Annotated in this window: 14 protein-coding genes; 10 read left to right on the top strand and 4 right to left on the bottom strand. The window is 71.5% G+C overall.

The features are described 5' to 3' along the window. The first annotated feature begins 79 nt into the window (after positions 1-79). The 6 genes from ABZ928_RS14755 to ABZ928_RS14730 all read left to right on the top strand — a co-directional run bounded on the left by ABZ928_RS14755 (position 80) and on the right by ABZ928_RS14730 (position 7,257). Complete coding sequence (locus ABZ928_RS14755; RefSeq protein WP_361518189.1) at positions 80-1,303, top strand: cytochrome P450; 1,224 nt, start codon at positions 80-82, stop codon at positions 1,301-1,303. Between the two features lie 17 nt (positions 1,304-1,320). Then, positions 1,321-2,532, top strand: a complete 1,212-nt coding sequence (locus tag ABZ928_RS14750; RefSeq protein WP_361518187.1) for an MFS transporter — start codon at positions 1,321-1,323, stop codon at positions 2,530-2,532. A 136-nt stretch (positions 2,533-2,668) separates the two neighbouring features. Then, entirely contained in the window at positions 2,669-3,658 is a 990-nt protein-coding gene (locus tag ABZ928_RS14745) for an aldo/keto reductase (RefSeq protein WP_361518186.1), read from the top strand. A gap of 64 nt (positions 3,659-3,722) precedes the next feature. Next, entirely contained in the window at positions 3,723-4,625 is a 903-nt protein-coding gene (locus ABZ928_RS14740) for an SDR family NAD(P)-dependent oxidoreductase (protein ID WP_361518184.1), read from the top strand. A gap of 146 nt (positions 4,626-4,771) precedes the next feature. After that, positions 4,772-7,027, top strand: coding sequence for an MMPL family transporter (locus tag ABZ928_RS14735; protein WP_361518183.1), 2,256 nt, complete (start codon positions 4,772-4,774; stop codon positions 7,025-7,027). Further along, positions 7,024-7,257, top strand: coding sequence for a ferredoxin (locus ABZ928_RS14730; RefSeq protein ID WP_361518181.1), 234 nt, complete (start codon positions 7,024-7,026; stop codon positions 7,255-7,257). Before ABZ928_RS14735 ends, ABZ928_RS14730 begins: the two co-directional genes overlap by 4 nt. Before the next feature lie 83 nt (positions 7,258-7,340). Here the strand turns inward: ABZ928_RS14730 and ABZ928_RS14725 are convergent, their stop codons facing one another. After that, positions 7,341-7,919, bottom strand: a complete 579-nt coding sequence (locus ABZ928_RS14725) for a TetR/AcrR family transcriptional regulator (protein ID WP_361518179.1) — start codon at positions 7,917-7,919, stop codon at positions 7,341-7,343. A 101-nt stretch (positions 7,920-8,020) separates the two neighbouring features. On the opposite strand from ABZ928_RS14725, the gene ABZ928_RS14720 reads away from it, so the two are divergent. Next, the gene (locus ABZ928_RS14720) at positions 8,021-8,476 is read left to right on the top strand and encodes a DUF1772 domain-containing protein (protein WP_361518177.1); all 456 of its coding nucleotides are present in this window, start codon (positions 8,021-8,023) and stop codon (positions 8,474-8,476) included. 56 nt (positions 8,477-8,532) lie between these two features. Here ABZ928_RS14720 and ABZ928_RS14715 read toward each other — a convergent pair whose 3' ends face one another. After that, positions 8,533-8,925: a nitroreductase/quinone reductase family protein gene (locus tag ABZ928_RS14715; RefSeq protein WP_361518175.1), complete on the bottom strand. Its 393-nt coding sequence runs from the start codon at positions 8,923-8,925 to the stop codon at positions 8,533-8,535. 37 nt (positions 8,926-8,962) lie between these two features. Here ABZ928_RS14715 and ABZ928_RS14710 point away from each other — a divergent pair, with 37 nt between their 5' ends. Further along, entirely contained in the window at positions 8,963-9,805 is an 843-nt protein-coding gene (locus tag ABZ928_RS14710) for an endonuclease/exonuclease/phosphatase family protein (protein WP_361518924.1), read from the top strand. A gap of 720 nt (positions 9,806-10,525) precedes the next feature. Here ABZ928_RS14710 and ABZ928_RS14705 read toward each other — a convergent pair. Then, entirely contained in the window at positions 10,526-12,097 is a 1,572-nt protein-coding gene (locus ABZ928_RS14705; RefSeq protein ID WP_361518173.1) for a CehA/McbA family metallohydrolase, read from the bottom strand. 149 nt (positions 12,098-12,246) lie between these two features. Here ABZ928_RS14705 and ABZ928_RS14700 point away from each other — a divergent pair, with 149 nt between their 5' ends. Next, positions 12,247-13,095 (top strand): LLM class F420-dependent oxidoreductase, encoded by an 849-nt coding sequence (locus tag ABZ928_RS14700; protein ID WP_361518171.1) that lies wholly within the window; start codon positions 12,247-12,249, stop codon positions 13,093-13,095. 95 nt (positions 13,096-13,190) lie between these two features. Continuing rightward, on the top strand, positions 13,191-15,803 hold the full coding sequence (locus ABZ928_RS14695) for a bifunctional FO biosynthesis protein CofGH (protein WP_361518169.1): 2,613 nt from the start codon (positions 13,191-13,193) through the stop codon (positions 15,801-15,803). A 9-nt stretch (positions 15,804-15,812) separates the two neighbouring features. Here the strand turns inward: ABZ928_RS14695 and ABZ928_RS14690 are convergent, their stop codons facing one another. Further along, positions 15,813-18,602 carry a TIR domain-containing protein gene (locus tag ABZ928_RS14690; protein ID WP_361518167.1) on the bottom strand — a complete coding sequence of 930 codons (2,790 nt, stop codon included), beginning with the start codon at positions 18,600-18,602 and terminating at the stop codon, positions 15,813-15,815. Positions 18,603-18,797: the final 195 nt, after the last annotated feature.

Genomic DNA, 18,797 nt, shown 5'->3' with positions numbered 1-18,797 from the left:
CAGAGACTCTACTCTCCCTCTTCCGGAAATCCTGCTCAATCATGAGGGGGAGTCAGCGAGTACACAGAGAGGACACCTCATGGAAACGGATGCGGATGAGCTGCTCGCCCAGCTCTTCCTCACGCCCGAGGGCCTGCGCGAACCCTATGCGCTCTATGAGCGCGTCAGGGATCTGACCCCAGTACATCGCACCGCTCTCGGCCACTGGGTGGTCACGGGTTACGACGACGTGAACACTTTTCTTCGCAGCCAGCACGCCCTCAAGGACCCCTACCGGGTCTTCGCCCCCTGGGTCGGCAAGGACGAGTGGCAGGAGCACGCGGCCCTGCGCCGGCTGCCGAACATCATGCTGTGGGCCAACCCGCCGGACCACACCCGGCTGCGCAAGCTGGCCGGCTTCGCCTTCACCAACCGGGCCGTGCAGGCCATGCGCCCGCAGATCACCGCCATGGTCGAGAACCTCGCCGACCGGCTCGAACACGACGGCACCATCGACTACATGAGGGACTTCGCCTTCCCGCTCCCGGCGATGGCCACCGGCCGCATGCTCGGCATCCCCGACGCCGACCTCCCCTCCCTCCAGGAACCCATGCGGGCCTTCCAGGACATCTACGAACTCGGCCTGACCCCCGACGACTTGGCCGCCTGCGACAAGGGCGCCCAGTTCACCGACGACTACTTCAGCGAACTCGTAGAGGAGCGCCGCAAGCACCCCGACGACGACCTCCTCTCCGCGCTCATCGCCGCCAAGGACGGCGCCGACCAGCTCAGCCAGGGCGAACTCATCGGCATGTGCAACCTGTTGTTCGGCGCCGGCTTCGAGACCACCACCAACCTCCTCGGCAACGGCATGCTCGCCCTCCTGCGCCACCCCGAGCAGATGGACCGCCTGCGCGCCCAACCCGACCTGATACCGGGCGCGGTGGAGGAGATGCTCCGCTACGACAGCCCCACCCAGCTCGGCAACCGCGTCACCGACTCACCCGTCGAGATCGCCGGCACGGTCATCCCCGAGGGCTCCTCCGTCGTCGCCCTCGTCGGCGCCGCCCACCGCGACCCCCGCCGCTTCCCCGACCCCGACCGCTTCGACGTGGCCCGGGGCGACGCCCCCGTCCTGTCCTTCAGCTCCGGCATCCACTACTGCCTCGGCGCCTCCCTCGCCCGCATGGAGGCCCAGATCGCCTTCTCGACCCTCCTGCGCCGCTTCCCCCGGCTGCACTGCCCGGTCGGCGCGGACACGGTCGTCTTCCGCCCCCGGCTGACCCTGCGCGGCGTGGAGTCCCTGCCGCTCGCCGTCGGCTGACGGCCCGGACGCCCCGAATGGCCTCGTCCGTACGCCCCGACTCGCCCCGGCGGCACGCCGCCCCCGTCCCCCGCACCCCGGTCCGGCTGCTGGCGCTCGCCAGCGGCCTCACCGTCGGCAACCTCTACCTCGCCCTGCCGCTCCTGGACACCATCGCCGCCGACCTGGACCGCTCCCATCTCGCCGCGAGCCTCCTGGTGGTGGCGACGCAGGCCGCGTACGCCCTCGGCCTGGTCCTCGTCGTCCCGCTCGGCGACCTCCTCGACCGGCGCAGGCTCATCCTCACGCTCCTCACCGCGGAGACGGCCGCGCTGCTGCTCGCCGCCACGGCACCGGGCATCGGCGTCCTCTACGCGGCGGCCGCCCTGATCGGCCTCGCCTCGGTCGCGGTGATGGTGATGGTCCCGTTCGCCGCGTCCCTGGCACCCGAGGACCAGCGCGGCCGGGTGGTCGCCACCGTGATGAGCGGGGTCCTCGTCGGCTCACTGCTGATCCGCTTCCTGTCCGGCGTCGTCGGCGACCGCACCGGCTGGCGGCCCGTGTACTACGGTGCCGCGACCTGCGCCGGCCTCCTGGTGCTGGTCCTGCGCGGCCGGCTGCCCCGGGCCGGCGCCGCTCCGCCCCTGGTGACCGGCCTCGGCTACGGGGCGCTGCTGCGCTCCCTGCCCGGCCTGGTCGCCGCCCACCGTACGCTGCGCCGCCGCACCCTGTACGGCGCCCTGTGCTTCGCCGCGTTCACCGCGTTCTGGACCCCGCTGCCGTTCCTGCTCGCCGGACCCGAGTACGGGTACGGCGCCGGTGCGGTGGGGCTGCTCAGCCTCGTCGGCGTCGGCGGGGTCGTCGCCGCGGGGCTGGCCGGCCGGGCCACCGACCGCGGACGCGGCACGCCCCTCACCGGCATCCTGCTCGCCGGGGTGTGCCTGTCCTTTCTCCCGGCCGCCCTCGGAAAAACGTCCCTGACATTTCTCGTCCTCGCCACATTCACCCTGGACTTCGCGGTCCAGGGCGCGCACATCGCCAATCAGGGAGCGATCTACCAGGTTCCCCCGGAAATTCGTGGCCGAGTCACGTCGGTCTACATGACCGGATATTTCCTGGGCGGCGCCGTGGGTGCCTCAGGAGCCGCTCTCGCGTATTCCGCTTCCGGGTGGACCGCGGTGTGCGTGCTGGGTGCCGCACTGTCCGGTGCAGCCGCTCTGACCTGGCTCTTTCATCTGGTCAGGCGCTGACGGGCCGCTGGTGGCGGTACTGCTATTAGTTTTTCCACCATTGTGCCCGCACGTTCTCGCTCATACGCTGAAAAGCCGGGGCCCATGTGCTGAAAAGCCGGGAATTCGGCTTCTTCCGAGACGACTGGAGTAGCAAATGGATGTGCCGCGTCGCGAACTCGCGAAGGGCCTCGAAGTGTCCGCGCTCGGGCTCGGCTGCATGGGAATGGCCGAATTCTACGGCGACCGGAACGACCCGGAATCCATCGCCACGATCCACCGCGCCGTGGAACTCGGCGTCGACTTCATCGACACCGCCGACATGTACGGCGACGGAGTGTCCGAGCAGATCGTCGGCAAGGCGCTGCGCGGCGCCGGCGGACTGCGGGACAAGGTCGTGCTGGCCACCAAGGGCGGCATGATCCGCACCCCGACCGGCGTGGAGCTCGACGGCTCACCGGCCCACCTCCACAAGGCGATCGACGCGAGCCTGACCCGCCTCGGCACGGACCACGTCGACCTCTACTACCTGCACCGCATCGACCCGCGCGTGCCGGTCGAGGAGTCGGTGGGCGCGCTGTCGGAGATCGTGCGGGCCGGCAAGGCGCGCTTCATCGGCCTCTCGGAGGCCGGCGCCGAGACCGTCCGCCGCGCCCACGCGGTCCACCCCGTCTCCGTCCTCCAGACCGAGTACTCGCTGGCCAGCCGTGGCGTCGAGGACAAGATCCTGCCCACCTGCCGGGAACTCGGCATCGGCTTCGTCTCCTGGGGACCGCTCAGCCGGGGGCTGCTCGGCGGCCAGATCCTCACCGACGAGGACCTGGCCACCGACGACCTGCGCCGCTTCCTGCCGCGCTTCGAGCCGGACAACCTCGCGGTCAACGGCGCGATCGTCGCCCGCCTCGGCGAGATCGCCCTGGAGAAGGGGTGCAGCACCGCACAGCTCGCCCTGGCCTGGCTGCTCGCCCAGGGCGTCGTCCCCATCCCCGGCAGCCAGACCCGCCGCGACTTCGAGGAGAACGCGGCGGCCCTGCATGTCGACCTCACCCCCGCCGACCTGGCCCGTATCGAGGCGGTCGCGCCGCCGGGCGCCTTCGCGGGGGAGCGGTTCCCGGCGGGGCTGATGCACCTGGTGGAGGACGAATGACCCACCCCGCCCCGCATCCGGCACCTCTGCCGCGTCAGGCCCCCTCACACCCCCGGAGGCACCCATGAGCCCCACCTCGTCCGCCGCCACCGCCCCCACCGCCCTCGTCACGGGCGCGTCCGGCGGTCTCGGCACCGAGACGATCAAGAAGCTGTCGAACGCCGGCTGGCGGGTGATCGCCGCCGTCCGCACCCCCGACGCCCTCGACCAACTGCCCATCGGCCTCGCCTCGGTCGTCCCCGTCGTCCTGGACGTCACCGACCCCGACTCGATCCACGCGGCCGCCGCCACCGTCGCCCCCGTCCTCGCCGACCACGGCCTGGACGCCCTGGTCAACAACGCCGGCGTCATCGTGCAGGGCCCCCTGGAACTCGTCCCCCCGCACGCACTGCGCCGCCAGTTCGAGATCAACGTCCTCGGACAGATCGCCGTCACCCAGGCCTTCCTGCCCGCCCTCCGCCAGGCCGGCGGCCGCGTCGTCAACGTCGGCGCGGTGACCGCCCGCACGGCCGTGCCCTTCTTCGGCCCGGTCGCCGCTTCGAAGGCGGCCCTCGCCTCCCTCAACGACACCCTGCGCCTGGAGCTGAAGTTCCTCGGCGTGGACGTCGTACTCGTCGAACCCGGCGCCCTGGAGACGGAGATCTTCCACAAGGCGGAGAAGTCCGCCGCCGACGACGGCTGGACCGGCGAGCCCGAGGCCCGGCAGAGCTACGTGAAGGCGCTCGGCCAGGCCCAGGCGGCCGCCGCGAAGCAGAAGGCCACGCCGGTCGAAAAGGCGGCCCGGACCCTGACCAAGGCGATCACCGCCCGCCGCCCGGCCACCCGCTACCTGATCGGCCAGGACGCCCGAGCCCTGTCCTTCCTGCGCATCCTCCCCGACCGCTTCCGAGACGGCCTGCTCCTGCGCACCCTCGGCCTCAGCCGCGCCAGCTTCCCGGCGGTCGGCGAGCCGGCCCGCTCCGGCTGAGGCCGGTCAAGGGGCTCGGTGATTGGCAGATCTGTTCCAGGGGCGGCCCCCACTCACCTGCGGTTTTACGCCCGAGCGATGGAACAGATCTGCCAATCACCCATACCCACCCACCCACACCCGCGTCACCTCTGAAGGGGACCACCATGTTCGAGCGTCTGGCCCGGCTGACCACGGCGCGGCCACGCCTCATCCTGTTCCTGGCGCTGCTCTTCGCCGCGGGCGCCGTCGTCCTCGGCGGCGGGGTGGCCGACCGGCTCCAGGGCGGCGGCACCACCGACCCCGCCGCCGAGTCCTCGCAGGCCGCCCGTCTCCTCGACCGGGAGTTCGCCGCGGGCCGCCCCAACCTGGCGCTGCTCGTCAAGGCGGACGCCGGCGTCGACGACCCGGCGGTGACCGCGGAGGCCGAGCGGCTGACCGAACGGCTCGCCGCCGAGCACGACGTCCAGGGCGTCACCTCGTACTGGCAGGCCAAGTCCCCGGCGCTGCGCAGCGAGAACGGCCGCTACGGCCTCGTCGTCGCCCGCGTCACCGACACCGAGACCGAGGCCGACGACACCCTCAAGGCCCTCGCCCCGCACTACCGCGGCAGCCACGGCCCGGTCGACGTCTCCATCGGCGGCGCCGCCCAGATCCGCGCCGAGGTGCAGGACACCAGCCGGGAGGACCTGGCGCGTGCCGAGGTCATCGCGCTGCCGCTGACCCTGCTGATCCTGGTCCTGGTGTTCCGCAGCGCCGTGGCCGCCCTGCTGCCCGTGATCATCGGCCTGATCGCCATCGTGGGCACCAACGCGAGCCTGCGCGTGATCACCGGCTTCACCGACGTGTCCGTCTTCGCGCTCAACCTGACCACCGCGCTGGGCCTCGGACTCGCCGTCGACTACGGCCTGTTCATCGTCCGCCGCTACCGCGAGGAACTGCACGGCGGCGCCCCGCCCGCGACCGCCGTACGCACCACGCTCGGCACCGCCGGCCGCACGGTCGCCTTCTCCGCGCTCACCGTCGCCGTGGCGCTCTCGGCGATGCTCCTGTTCCCCATGTACTACCTGCGCTCCTTCGCCTACGCGGGCATCTCGGTGGTCCTCATCGCCGCCGCGGCGGCGCTCCTCGTCCTGCCCGCCTTGCTGTTGGTCCTGGGCAGGAGGATCGACGCGCTCGACCTGACCCGGTTCTTCCGCCGCCGCTCGGCCGAGGGCACCGCACCGGACGCCTCGGGCCGCCGCTGGCGGCGGATCGGAGAGGCCGTGGTGAAGCGCCCGGTCGTCTTCGCCGTCACCGCGGTCGCGTTCCTCGTCGCGCTCGGCGCCCCCTTCCTCGGCGTGACCTTCGGCAACATCGACGACCGCCAACTGCCCAAGGACGCCGAGGCGCACCAGGTCCACCAGGTGATCCGCGACGGCTTCACGTCCCGCCCGACCGGCGAACTCGACGTGGTGGCCCAGGGGGTGGACGGCAGGAGCCGCGCCACGGACATCGCCTCGTACGCGACGACGCTGTCCCGCCTCGACGGGGTCGTACGGGTCAACTCCTCGGCCGGCACGTACGCCGAGGGCCGCCTGGTGCAGCAGCCGGGCCCGGCGAACGCCCGCTACACCACGACCGGCGCCTCCTACCTGGCCGTCGAGCCGTCCCTGGAGGACGTCTCCCCGGAGAGCCAGGACCTGGTCCGCGCGATCCGTGACGTGCCGTCCCCGTTCCCGGTCCTGGTGGGCGGCGGCGCGGCCGAACTCGTCGACACCCAGGACACGTTGGCCGACCGGCTGCCCTACGCGCTGCTCGCGATGGTCGGCGTCACGATGATCCTGCTGTTCCTGATGACGGGCAGCGTGGTGGTCCCCCTGAAGGCGGTGGTCCTCAACGTCCTCAGCCTGTCCGCCACGTTCGGCGCACTGGTCTGGGTCTTCCAGGACGGCCATCTCAGCGGCCTGCTCGGCGACTTCACGGTCACCGGCTTCATCCCGGCGACCCTGCCCGTCCTGATGTTCTGCGTCGCCTTCGGACTCTCCATGGACTACGAGGTGTTCGTCCTGTCCCGCATCAAGGAGGAGTACGACCGCACCGGCGACACCACCCGCGCCATCGTCTTCGGCCTCCAGCGCAGCGGCGGCGTGGTCACCGCGGCGGCCGCCGTCCTGTCCGTCGTCCTGGTGGCCATCGGCACCTCGCAGATCACCAACATGAAGATGCTCGGCCTCGGCCTCGCGCTGGCCGTCCTGATGGACGCGATCGTGGTGCGCGGTGTCCTCGTCCCGTCCGTCATGACGCTGCTGGGCCGCGCCAACTGGTGGGCGCCCGGCCCGCTGCGGCGGCTGCACGGCCGGTTCGGCATCAGCGAGGGCGGGCCGTCCGAGACAGCCCCGGTGACCGTACCGACCCGGAACAAGGCGGGGGAGCCGGTATGACGGCCGAGGAACAGTGGCGGATCGAGCTGGACTCCGCGGTCTGCGTCGGCTCCGGCCTCTGCGCCGGCACCGCGCCCACCTGCTTCACCCTCGACACGGCCGGCCGCGCGACCGCCCCCGAGTCCCCCGTACCGGCGTCCCCCGAACTCCTCGACGCCGCCGAGAACTGCCCCGCGGCGGCCATCACGCTCCGCACGGCGGAGGAAGGCAAGGAGATCTTCGCGCCCTGAACCCCCACGGCGGCGCGTAGGTCTCCGTCCAGCGCCGATGCCCGGACCGCCCCCCTGGCCCGGGCATCGGTCGTGTCTCAGACTCAGAGCACGGCGAGCCGGTCGACCAGCAGCTCCACCCTGCGCTCGGTGTCCTCCGGCGGCAGCCTGCGCGTACGGGTCAGGGTCGCGATCCCGTGCAGGGACGCCCAGAACAGCTCGGTGAACAGCCCCGGTTCGACCCCGTCCCCGGCGACCTCGGCGAGGGTCTCCAGCAGCGCGGCGAAGGCGTCCTTCAGCGGCTCGGGGGTGTCCTCCCGCGCGTACGGCAGACCGCCGTCGAGCTGGAACAGGGCGTCGTAGACCGCGGGGTTGCGCTCGGCGAAGTCGAGGTAGGCGCGGGCGAGGGCGGTCACCCGGGTCCGTGTGCCGTCCGCGGCGGCGGTCGCGGCCCGCATCGCGGCGGCCATCTCGGTGGCGCCCTGGAGGGCGACGGCGCCGATGATCTCCCGTTTGCCGCGGAAGTGGCTGTAGAGGACCGGCTGGCTGTATTCGATGCGCTCGGCGAGCCGACGGGTGGTGACCGCGTCCCAGCCCTGCTGCTCGGCGAGTTCGCGGGCCGTCGCCACGATGAGGCGCTCGCGCTCCGCCCGTTCACGCTGCTTGCGCTCCTGTACCGACATGAGTCGATCCTAGCACTGCTAGACAATCGAGCGGCAGTAGGTCTAGCGTTGCCTCAACAGCTAGCAACGCTAGATTCCAGCTTTCGCTTCAGGGGGTCATCATGCTCAGCACACTCGAGACACTCGAGGTCGTCACGGTCGTGGTCGTCGGCGTGATGGTGGGGGTGGAGTTCGCCGTCGCCTTCGTCATGAACCCGATCCTCAACGCCCTCCCGGAGGAGAGCGGCCAGCTCGGTCACGCCCACGGGGGCCGGATGCTCGGCGCGGTGATGCCGGTCTGGTACATCGGCTCACTGGCCTTGGTCGCGATCTGGGCCGTAGCCGGATGGCACGACCACGGCACCGGCCTGGTCGTCACCGCCGGCGCACTGCTGCTCCTCAGCGTGATCATGTCGATCCTGCTGCTGGTCCCGATCAACAACCGGAACAAGACGTGGACCCCGGAGAACCGTCCCGCCGACTGGAAGCAGCAGCTGAACCGCTGGCTGCGCTGGCACTACGTCCGCGTCGCGGTCATCGTCGCGGCCTTCGCCCTGCTGGCCGCGTCCCTCGTCTGAGCCGTGGGTGGGCGCGGGTGGGCGCGGGTGGGCGCGCGGTGGGATGGCGGAGCCGCTCAGTCGGTCAGATCCACCCGCACCGTCAGCAGCTGCGCCCCCATGGCCCGTACCCCCACACTGTTCACCCGGGGCAGACTGCGCAGCCGCGCGACGGGATCGTCGTCGGGGAGCAGGTGAGCGACACCGGTGTGCCAGCGCCCGCGCAGCCGGACCCGCACCCGGGGATCTGCCTTGATGTTCCGGACGTACTGCGACCGTTCCCCGAACTCCGACACCAGCCAGAACGAGTCCCCGACCCGCCGCCCGCCGAGCGGAGTGCGGCGGGGCAGGCCGGAGGTGCGGCCGGTGGTCTCCAGGAGGGTGTGGGTCGGCAGCCGGCGCATGACGGCGTTGAGCCGGCGCTGGAAGGCGGCGACGATCCGATACTTGCGTTCGTTGTGACGGGGCATGGTTACCAAGTCTCGTGGAGGGGCTGGTGAGGTGTCCGTGCGGGTGGTGACGTGGAACCTGTGGTGGCGGTTCGGCCCGTGGGCCGAGCGCCAGAAGGCGATTCTCGCGGTACTGCGTGAACTACGGCCGGACGTCGTCGGCCTCCAGGAGGTCTGGTCGGACCGCCGAACCGGCGAGAACCTCGCGGAATGGCTGGCCGCCGAGCTGGACCTCCACTGGACCTGGGCCCCGTCCCCGGCCCCCGAACGCTGGCAGCACCGCATATCCGACGACTCGGCGGACATCGGCAACGCGGTACTGAGCCGCTGGCCGATCCAGCAGCAGTCGGTCCTGCGCCTACCGGCCCCGCCGGACCTGGACGACGGCCGACTGGCCTTGTACACCCGCCTGTCCGCCCCGACAGCCGAGATCCCCTTCTTCACGACCCACCTCACCTCCCCCCTCCACGCGTCGGCGGTCCGCGTCCAACAGGTCAGGGCACTGGCCGAGTTCGTGGCGGAACACAAAAACGGCACCCCCTACCCACCCCTCGTCACCGGCGACTTCAACGCCTGGCCCGACTCCGACGAACTCCGCCTCTTCGGCGGCCTGCGCACATCCCCACCCGTCCCTGGCCAGGTCTTCTTCGACGCCTGGGAGTACGCCGACCAGGCCACCCCCGGAGCGACCTGGACCCCGCAGAACCCGTACGTCCATCCCGGCCTCGGCCCAGGCGGCCGCATCGACTACATCCACGTCGGCGCCCCGGCGGGCCCGGAGGGCGAGGGCACGGTACGAGGGGTACGGCGGGCCGGACACGGTCCCGTGGACGGGGTGTGGCCGTCAGACCACGCGGCGGTGGTCGCCGACCTGGAGGGTGCCGGCTTCCCGCGAGCATGATCCGTCGCCCGCTGCCCGGCCATCGCCACGCTGGGGGCGCTCACCTCCTGCGTTCACTGCGTGAAGAGCGACGCGGGATGACGAGGATCGCCCGAGCAGACGTACAACCCCGCGTACAAGCACCGCACCACACTCCCTGCACGCCATCGACTCCGGCACGCCCCTCCAACCACGCCTCGTGACGATCGGCGAGCCCGTCGGGGAGTTCGTCCCGCCAGAGGTACTCCGTCAGCCGCTCGGGATGCAGCACGCAGGCCCTCGGCACCATGTCCCCGTCCCCCGTCCTCACCCGGATCCGGACCCGGCTGGTCGCCGAGGAGGTCGGTCACATCGGCCGCCCGGCGCCAGACGAGGACGCATGCCTGCCCCCACCCCTCCGGATGCGGCTGATCGTGCCAGTCCGTACACCACAGCAGCTGCACCACATCCGTACCTTCCGGGAAACGGATCTCCGGAAAGTCCCCTGCCCTCAACTGCGCGACCACCACCAGCGGATACGGCCCCAACTCCCGCCCGTTCACATCCCGATGCTCACCACACGACGGCCACGCCTCACCCACCGGCCACAACAGCGGGCCGCCGATGTGGCTGTCCCGCGGCCCTGGGGCGCCCCGGCGCGGGTGCAGCCGTACGGTCTTGCGCGCGTAGGGCGCCAACTCGGGGAAGTCCAGGGCGGGATCGTGAGAAGCGGGGCCGGTGGTGAAGGTCATGCACGCAGTCTCACAAACGGCGGCCCAGGAAGATCGGGTTGGTGAACCCCGCCAACGCCCCCGGCAGCGGCCCCGCCGCCGTTTCGTGCCTCAACTCGGCCCGTACGTAAGCCGCGTAGGCCGGAGTGGTCTGCCACTCCACCACCCCCGACCCCGCCACCGGCAAGGGTGCGCTCGTGAACAGCACGCCTTGGTCGGTCACGAACCGGACCGTGCAGCGAGGCGCGCCGGTCACCTCCAGGCGTACCGTCACCGGCGTCTCCGGATTCGCCGCCAACCGGCCGCCGATGCCCGCGTGTTCGCCCTTCGAGCCGGTCGCCGTGAAGGTCAGGGAGACGTTCTTGGACTCGGCGATGTACGACCGCCCCGCCCGGATGCCCTCCTGGATCGCCTCGCGGGTCAGGTCGTCGGCGAGGACGACGGTCTGCGGGGAGCCGACGACGTCCGGGTCGCGGTGGGCGTCGCTGTTGCCCATCGCCGGGATCCAGTCACGGCCTCCCCGCCCGGCGCGCCCTTCCTCGCGCTCTCGGTCCTCCCGCCCTTCCCGCACCGACGCCACCAGCATGGCGTCCCAGTCCGCCAGCGCCACCTCGTCGTCCGGCGTGTAGGGCCCGTTCCAGACCTCCACCGCGTCCGCCTCACCGAAGCCGAACCGCCACCCGCAACCCACGCAGGTGGCGTGCGGATGGGCCGGTACGACCAGCCCCCCGGCCCTGCGGATACGGCGGGCGAAACGGCCGAAGCGGTTGTCGCGAGCCCGGTAACGCCAGTCGACGAAGGTGCCGGGGTCCGTGCCGAGGGCGACCACATGGCCGTTCCTCGTCGTGACCTCCTCGCCCAGCATCACCAGCAGGTCGTCCCCGGCCACGTCCGCCCAATGGGCGTGCGCCGCATGGGTGTTGTGCTCGGAGGTGTTGATGAAGTCCAGGCCGGCGGCCCGGGCCAGGGCCGCGATCTCCGCCGGGGTGCGGCGCCCGTCGGAGTACCAGGAGTGGAGGTGGCAGTCGCCCCGGTACCAGGCCCGGCCCCGCCCCTTCGCGCGCGCCGGCGGATACACGGGCTCGACCGCCTCGCCCGGCTCCCCGTACGTCAGCGTGATCGTGATGTCGTACGACAGCCCCTGCGGGGCCACGGTGTACGGGCCGAGGGCGATGTGCCACGTGCCCTCCCGCACCGGCCCGGGGATGTAGCCGGGCGTCGCGTCGTCCGCGCGGAGGAAGAACTCGGTCCGGGCGCCGCCCGACCAGCCCCGGAAGCCCTTCCCGCCGAGCTCTGTGCCGCGTTCGTCGAAGATGCCGATGTCGAGGGCGTTGCCTGCTGTACCCGTTGGGACGGCCGGGCGGTCGTAGGTGTAGGAGACCTTGATCTCCCTTACGCCGGACGGGACTTCGACCGGTACGTACACGAAGTCCGGCGACCCGGTGGGCAGCGTGCCGCGCACGGTACGGGTCTCCTGCTCGCCGTCGGCTGCGTCGGCGGCTTCGGCGAAGGTCACGCTTCCCAACGTAAGCGCGGCGGCGGTTCCCGTCACCAGGAGTGTGCGTCTTCCGATGCTGTGATGGAGCTCGTTGTCGTCACACATGCCTCAATTCTCCCGGGCGTGTGTGAACTGCCGTGGAAAGACAGGGGAATTGAGGGAGTGGTAGCTGTTCGGCTTGGACGTCGACGAACGCTGACGGATGCCGACCAGTCGGTATGGACATTTCCGGCACAGCCCGGTACAGATGGGCCATGCGTATCTCCGCCACGATCTTCCTCACCGACGAGACGATCACCCCCACCCGGCTCGCCCGCGAGCTGGAGCAGCGGGGCTTCGCCGGCCTGTATCTGCCCGAGCACACCCACATCCCGGTGGAGCGGGTGACGCCGTACCCCGCGGGCGGCGACCTCCCGCCCGAGTACGGCCGTACCCTCGACCCCTTCGTCGCCCTCGGACAGGCGGCCGCCGTCACCGAGACCCTCGGCCTCGGGACCGGCATCACGCTGGTCGCCCAGCACGACCCGATCGACCTCGCGAAGCAGATCGCGACGGTCGACCATCTCTCCGGGGGACGGCTGACGCTCGGCCTCGGCTTCGGCTGGAACGTCGAGGAAGCCGCCGACCACGGCGTCGACTGGCCCACCCGGCGGGAGCTGGTCCGGGATCGGATGCGGTTGATGCAGGCCCTGTGGGCGGAGGAACCGTCCGCGTACGAGGGGGAGTTCGGGCGCGTCCGGGCCTCGCACGCGTACCCCAAGCCCGTACAGAAGCCGCGCGGCCCGGTCATCGGCCCGCGCACCCTCATCGGCGGCGCGGCGGGCCCCAAGCTGTTCGCGCACATCTGCGAGTACGCCGACGGGTGGCTGCCGATCGGCGGCCGTGGTCTGACGGAGACGCTGCCGGTGCTGCGCACGGCGTGGGCGGACGCGGGCCGCGACCCGGCGGCCCTCCAGGTCGTTCCGTACGCGGTCTTCCCCACCCCCGGCAAGCTCGCGCACTACGCCGAGCTGGGCATCGAGGAGGTCGTGGTGCAGCTGCCGCCGGCGGGGGAGGCGGAGGTGCTGGAGGTGTTGGACGCCTATGCCTCTTACACGGTGTAACGGCCGGTGCCTCTTACACGGTGTAACGGCCGGCGGCCGGGGACGAATCGGGCGGTGCCTGTCTGCCCTGATCACCTCGCTCGTATGCTCGAAGGATGACGACTTCCGCGACCTCCGGAAACGGCCCCACCGAGCCCACCAGCGGCACCGGCCCGACCGAGAACTCCATGCGTCGCGCCCTCAAACGCGCCCGTGACGGCGTGGCCCTCGACGTCAGCGAAGCCGCGGTCCTCCTCCAGGCCCGCGGCGAGGCCCTCGTCGACCTCACCGCGTCCGCGGCCCGGGTGCGTGACGCGGGCCTGGAGGCGGCGGGCCGCCCCGGCGTCATCACCTACTCGAAGAGCGTCTTCATCCCCTTGACCCGCCTCTGCCGGGACAAGTGCCACTACTGCACCTTCGTCACCGTCCCCGGCAAGCTGCGCCGCGCCGGCCACGGCATGTTCATGTCCCCGGACGAGGTCCTCGACATCGCGCGCAAGGGCGCCGCCCTCGGCTGCAAGGAAGCCCTCATCACCCTCGGCGACAAGCCGGAGGAGCGGTGGCCGGAGGCCCGGGAGTGGCTCGACGCGCACGGCTACGACGACACCATCGCGTACGTCCGCGCCATCTCCATCCGCATCCTGGAGGAGACCGGGCTCCTGCCTCATCTGAACCCCGGGGTGATGTCCTGGACGGACTTCCAGCGCCTGAAGCCGGTCGCCCCGTCGATGGGCATGATGCTGGAGACGACGGCCGAGCGCCTGTGGTCGGAGCCGGGCGGCCCCCACTACGGCTCCCCGGACAAGGAACCGGCCGTCCGCCTGCGGGTGCTGGAGGACGCGGGCCGCTCGTCCGTCCCCTTCACCTCGGGCCTCCTGATAGGCATCGGCGAGACGTACGAGGAGCGCGCGGAGTCCCTCTTCGCCCTCCGCCGCGTGTCCCGCGCCTACCACGGCATCCAGGAACTGATCATCCAGAACTTCCGCGCCAAGCCGGACACGGCGATGCGCGGCATGCCCGACGCCGAACTGGACGAGCTGGTCGCCACCGTGGCCGTCGCCCGCCACATCATGGGCCCGTCGGCCTGCCTCCAGGCCCCGCCGAACCTGGTGGACTCGGAGTACGAGCGCCTGATCGGGGCCGGGATCGACGACTGGGGCGGAGTGTCCCCCCTCACGATCGACCACGTGAACCCGGAACGCCCCTGGCCGCAGATCGAGGAACTGGCGGACCGGTCGGCGGCCGTCGGCTTCTCGCTCCGGGAACGCCTCTGCGTGTACCCCGAGTTCGTCCAGCGCGGCGAGCCCTGGCTGGACCCGCGCCTGCTCCCGCACGTACGGGCGCTCGCGGACCCGGAGACGGGCCTCGCGCTCCCCGATGCCCCGGTGAACGGCCGTCCGTGGCAGGAACCGGAGGAGGTCTTCGTCCCGTCCGGCCGCACCGACCTCCACGCCTCCATCGACACGCAGGGCCGTACGTCCGACCGCCGCGACGACTTCGACGAGGTGTACGGCGACTGGGGCGCCCTGCGGGAGGCGGCGGCGCCGGGGATGGTCCCGGAGCGGATCGACACCGACGTACGACAGGCCCTGCGGGTGGCCGCGGACGACCCGACGAAGCTGACGGACGCCGAGGCGCTGGCGCTGCTGCACGCGGACGGCCCGGCGCTGGACGCGCTGTGCGGAGTGGCGGACGACGTCCGTAAATCGGTGGTCGGCGACGACGTGACGTACATCGTCACGCGGAACATCAACTTCACCAACGTCTGCTACACGGGCTGCCGTTTCTGCGCCTTCGCGCAGCGGCGGACGGACGCCGACGCGTACACCCTCTCCCTGGACCAGGTCGCGGACCGCGCCCAACAGGCGTGGGACGTGGGCGCGGTGGAGGTCTGCATGCAGGGCGGCATCCACCCCGACCTCCCGGGAACGGCGTACTTCGACATAGCGAAGGCGGTGAAGTCGAAGGTCCCCGGAATGCACGTCCACGCCTTCTCACCGATGGAGGTGGTGAACGGCGCGACGAGGACAGGCCTTTCGATCCGGGAGTGGCTGGAGGCGGCGAAGGAAGCGGGCCTGGACTCGATCCCGGGAACGGCCGCGGAGATCCTCGACGACGAGGTCCGCTGGGTCCTGACCAAGGGCAAGCTCCCGACGGCGACCTGGATCGAGGTCATCGAAACGGCACACGAGGTCGGCATCCCGTCGACCTCGACGATGATGTACGGCCACGTAGACCAGCCGAGGCACTGGCTGGGCCACCTGCGCACCCTGGCCGGCATCCAGCAACGAACCGGCGGCATCACGGAGTTCGTCACCCTCCCCTTCATCCACACCAACGCCCCGGTGTACTTGGCGGGGATCGCGAGGCCGGGCCCGTCGATGCGGGACAACCGGGCGGTGACGGCGATGGCCCGCCTCCTCCTGCACCCCTGGATCCCGAACATCCAGACCAGCTGGGTGAAGCTGGGCACGGAGGGCGCGGCGGAGATGCTCCGCTCCGGCGCGAACGACCTGGGCGGCACCCTGATGGAGGAGACGATCTCCAGGATGGCGGGTTCGTCCTACGGCTCCTACAAGTCGGTGAAGGACCTGATCGCGGTGGCGGAGGCGGCGGGCCGGCCTTCGCGGCCTCGTACGACGCTGTACGGCGAGGTGCCGGAGGAACGGCGGAAGGCGGCGGCGGTGTCCGACGGGCATCTCCCGGAGCTGCTGCCGGTGCTGGACTGAGAGCCGCGCTCAGGGGGCGTCGGCGCAGGCGGTGTCGTCGTCGGAGAGCGAGGTCAGGTAACGGGAGCGTTCGGCGTCGCTGAGCCGGCGGCCCGCTCTGGCGCAGAGTTCCTCGGACCAGGCCGCCACCGAGGTGTCCCAGGAGAGGAGTTCGCCTCCTTCGGTGACGGTCCAGAGGCGGGCGCCGTCGGCGGAGAAGGCGAGGCCGCTCTCGGTGCCGCCGGTGCCGGATCCGGACAGGGAGTAGCTCAGGGGCAGGGTGGTGCTGCCCAGCCGGTTGCCGGAGACGGCGTCCCACAGCCACATGGTGCCGTCACCGGCGAGGGTGGCGGCCCAGCGGCCGGAGGGATCCAACGCGAGTCCGTACCGGCCCGCCCCGTCGGAGCGCTGGACCAGGCTGCCGGTGCGCAGGTCCCAGCGCTCCAGGATGCCGTCGTCGGTGACGGCGAGAAGGGAGTGGGTCTTCTCCGAGAGCCCCAGCTGGACGGGGGCCGAGCTGCCGAGGTCCAGGCGGCGCAGCCGGTGCCCGGACGGGATCTCGTAGACGTCGACTCGGCCGTCACCGGCGGCCACGGCGGCGAGGGTGCCCGTGTCGTCGAGCGCGGTGACCGCGGCCCCGGCTTGTTGTGGGGGCGACGCGGGAGCAGTGAGGACGACCTGGGTGAACTGGCGTTCGTCGTCGAGCATGTAGAGGGAGCCGTCGTCGCAGATCACGGAGACATCTCCGTCCGGCCGGGTGGCGATGCGGGTCGGGCCGGCGACGGCGGACAGGGTGGCGAGTCCCTCCCGGAGCATCGCGCCGCCGTCCGAGGACTTCCAGGTGCCGACGGTGCAGTCGACCGCGGCGTACAGGGTGTTCCGGTCCTTGCGCGCGAAGGCGACGGCGTCGAACGGGTTCGGTGCCCCGATGCTGCCGATGTTCTCTCCTCGGGACAACACCCGCAGTGAGTCCTCACCGGTGGGCTCCTGGCTCCACGCCACCCGCCCGTCCGGGGCCACGGCGAGAGGAAGCTGTCTCTGCAGCTTGGTGGTGTTGGGTACGGACACCCCGTGTCGGTGCAGGGTGGGAGCGGCGGGCGCGGTCTTGTCGAGGTCCCACAGCGCGACGGTGGCGCTGTCGGCGGAGGCGAGACGGTCGCCCGCGCCGGGGGAGAAGGCGAGTACGGAAGGTGCCGTGACGCCGGGCAGCGTCTCGAGTACGGCGTCGTCCGGTCTGCCCTCCGGCGCTGTGGCGAGGAAGAGTCCTTCGCTGGTTCCGACGACGGCCCGGTTGTCGTCGGAGACGGCCAGGGCGCTGGCCTCCCTGCCGGGCAGGTCAGGATGGGCTCCGCAGCCGCTCCCTTCCGCCAGGTCGCCCCGGAGCAGATCGGTGAGCGACACGAAGTCCGAGCCGCCGAAGGTGGCGATCCCCAGGCAGTTGCCGCTGGGGGACTCCCCAGGTGTGTACCCGTTCGCGGGGTAGATCGTGTCGTGGCCCGACCGCAGTGTGCGGAGCCGGCTGTCATAGAGGCGCCAGTCCTGGGTCGTGACCGCGACCAGCTTCCGGCCCTTGTCGTAGAACGCGAGGTCCTGCACACCGGCGAGGGACCCGGTGCCGACGCGGGCGCCCGGGGCACGGCCGGTGTCGCCGTACAACAGGACGTCACGGTCGTCCGCGACGGCGAGTTCGTGCGAGGAGGGCCGGAAGGCGAGGCCACGCACCTCGCCCCCGACGCCGGACAGCCGCCGAGTGCTCCCGTCCGCCATGTCCTGGACCACGGCCTGCCCTGTCTCGGTGCCCACCGCGAGCAGCCGGTCGTCACCACTGAACGTCAGCTCGGTGACCCGCCCCTCGACGGGCACATGCGCCACCCGCCGTGTCCCGTCGGAGGACCACACGGTGACCGAGCCCGTGTCGGTGCCGACGGCCAGGTACTTGGCGGCGGTGGTGTGGGCCAGCGCGGTCACCGTGCCGTCGGCCTGGAGGAACCGGACCAGATGGGGGCTGGCGGTGGTCAGCCGGTACAGGGCGGACAGGGTTTCGGGGGTCTCCTGCACGTCGTACGCCTGGAGGGCGAGGAGCGCGGCGACGTCCAGGTCGGTGTCGCTGAGGCTGAGCGCCGTGGCGGCCAACTGGCGGGCGGTCGCGATACGGGCCTGGTCCTCCGCCCTGCCCTCCTGGACGACGGCGATCCCGGCGGCGACGACCGCCAGCACGCCCAGTACGCACACGGCGCTGAACATGCCCCGGCGGAAGCGGCGCAGTCTGCGGTGCTGGCGTACGTCCTCGCCGGTCAGGTCGTCCTTGGGGCGGCCGTGCAGATGGGCGGCGACATCGGCCACGCAGTCCTGGAAACGGCCGTCGCGCAGGGACCCCGAGTGGTCCTCGTCGACCCAGCTCAGGTCCACCCAGAGCGGCTCCTCGTCGAAATGGCCGCGCAGGGCCTCGGGGAGGCAGGTGGTGCGGTCCCAGTCGAAGTCCCCCGCCTCGTGATCCCAGTACAGCTCGCCGCCCGTGACGACCAGCAGCAGGTTCTTCGCCCGGGGACCCTGTCGCCACCAGGAGATCTCCCGGCCGACCCAGGGCGAGCGGGCGGACTCCGGCGACGCCAGCAGGATCAGATACTCGGAGTCGCCGAGCGCCGCCTCCACGGTGCTCCACAGCCCGGGGTCGGCCGACAGACTGACCTTGTCCAGGAAGACCCGCAGCGCCCGCGGCTTGTTCCAGGGCCTGGCGAACCGGTGCAGCGCCTCGTGAAGGACCCGCGCCCGGTGCGCGTCGGCCGAGTGGCTGTACGAGATGAACGCCGCGTAGCGCATCGAGAGCTCTCAGACTGGGGCATCGGTTGACATGGGCATTGTGCCGAGTGTCGGGTGAAGTGGTCGGCCAAAAGGAACAGTTGAGGTCAGCGGTCGGCGCCAGGTGCGCGTGGAACGCTGTCGGGCGGCCGCGGGCGACCGGGGTTCATCAGGGTCGCAGTACGATGATCGGGCCCCCGTTCGGAGGGGGTCGTA

It is taken from the genome of Streptomyces sp. NPDC046909, from assembly GCF_040644695.1.
Taxonomy (GTDB): Bacteria; Actinomycetota; Actinomycetes; order Streptomycetales; family Streptomycetaceae; genus Streptomyces.
Note: the sequence above shows the minus strand (reverse complement) of the source record. Positions and strands in the feature narration are given on the sequence as shown.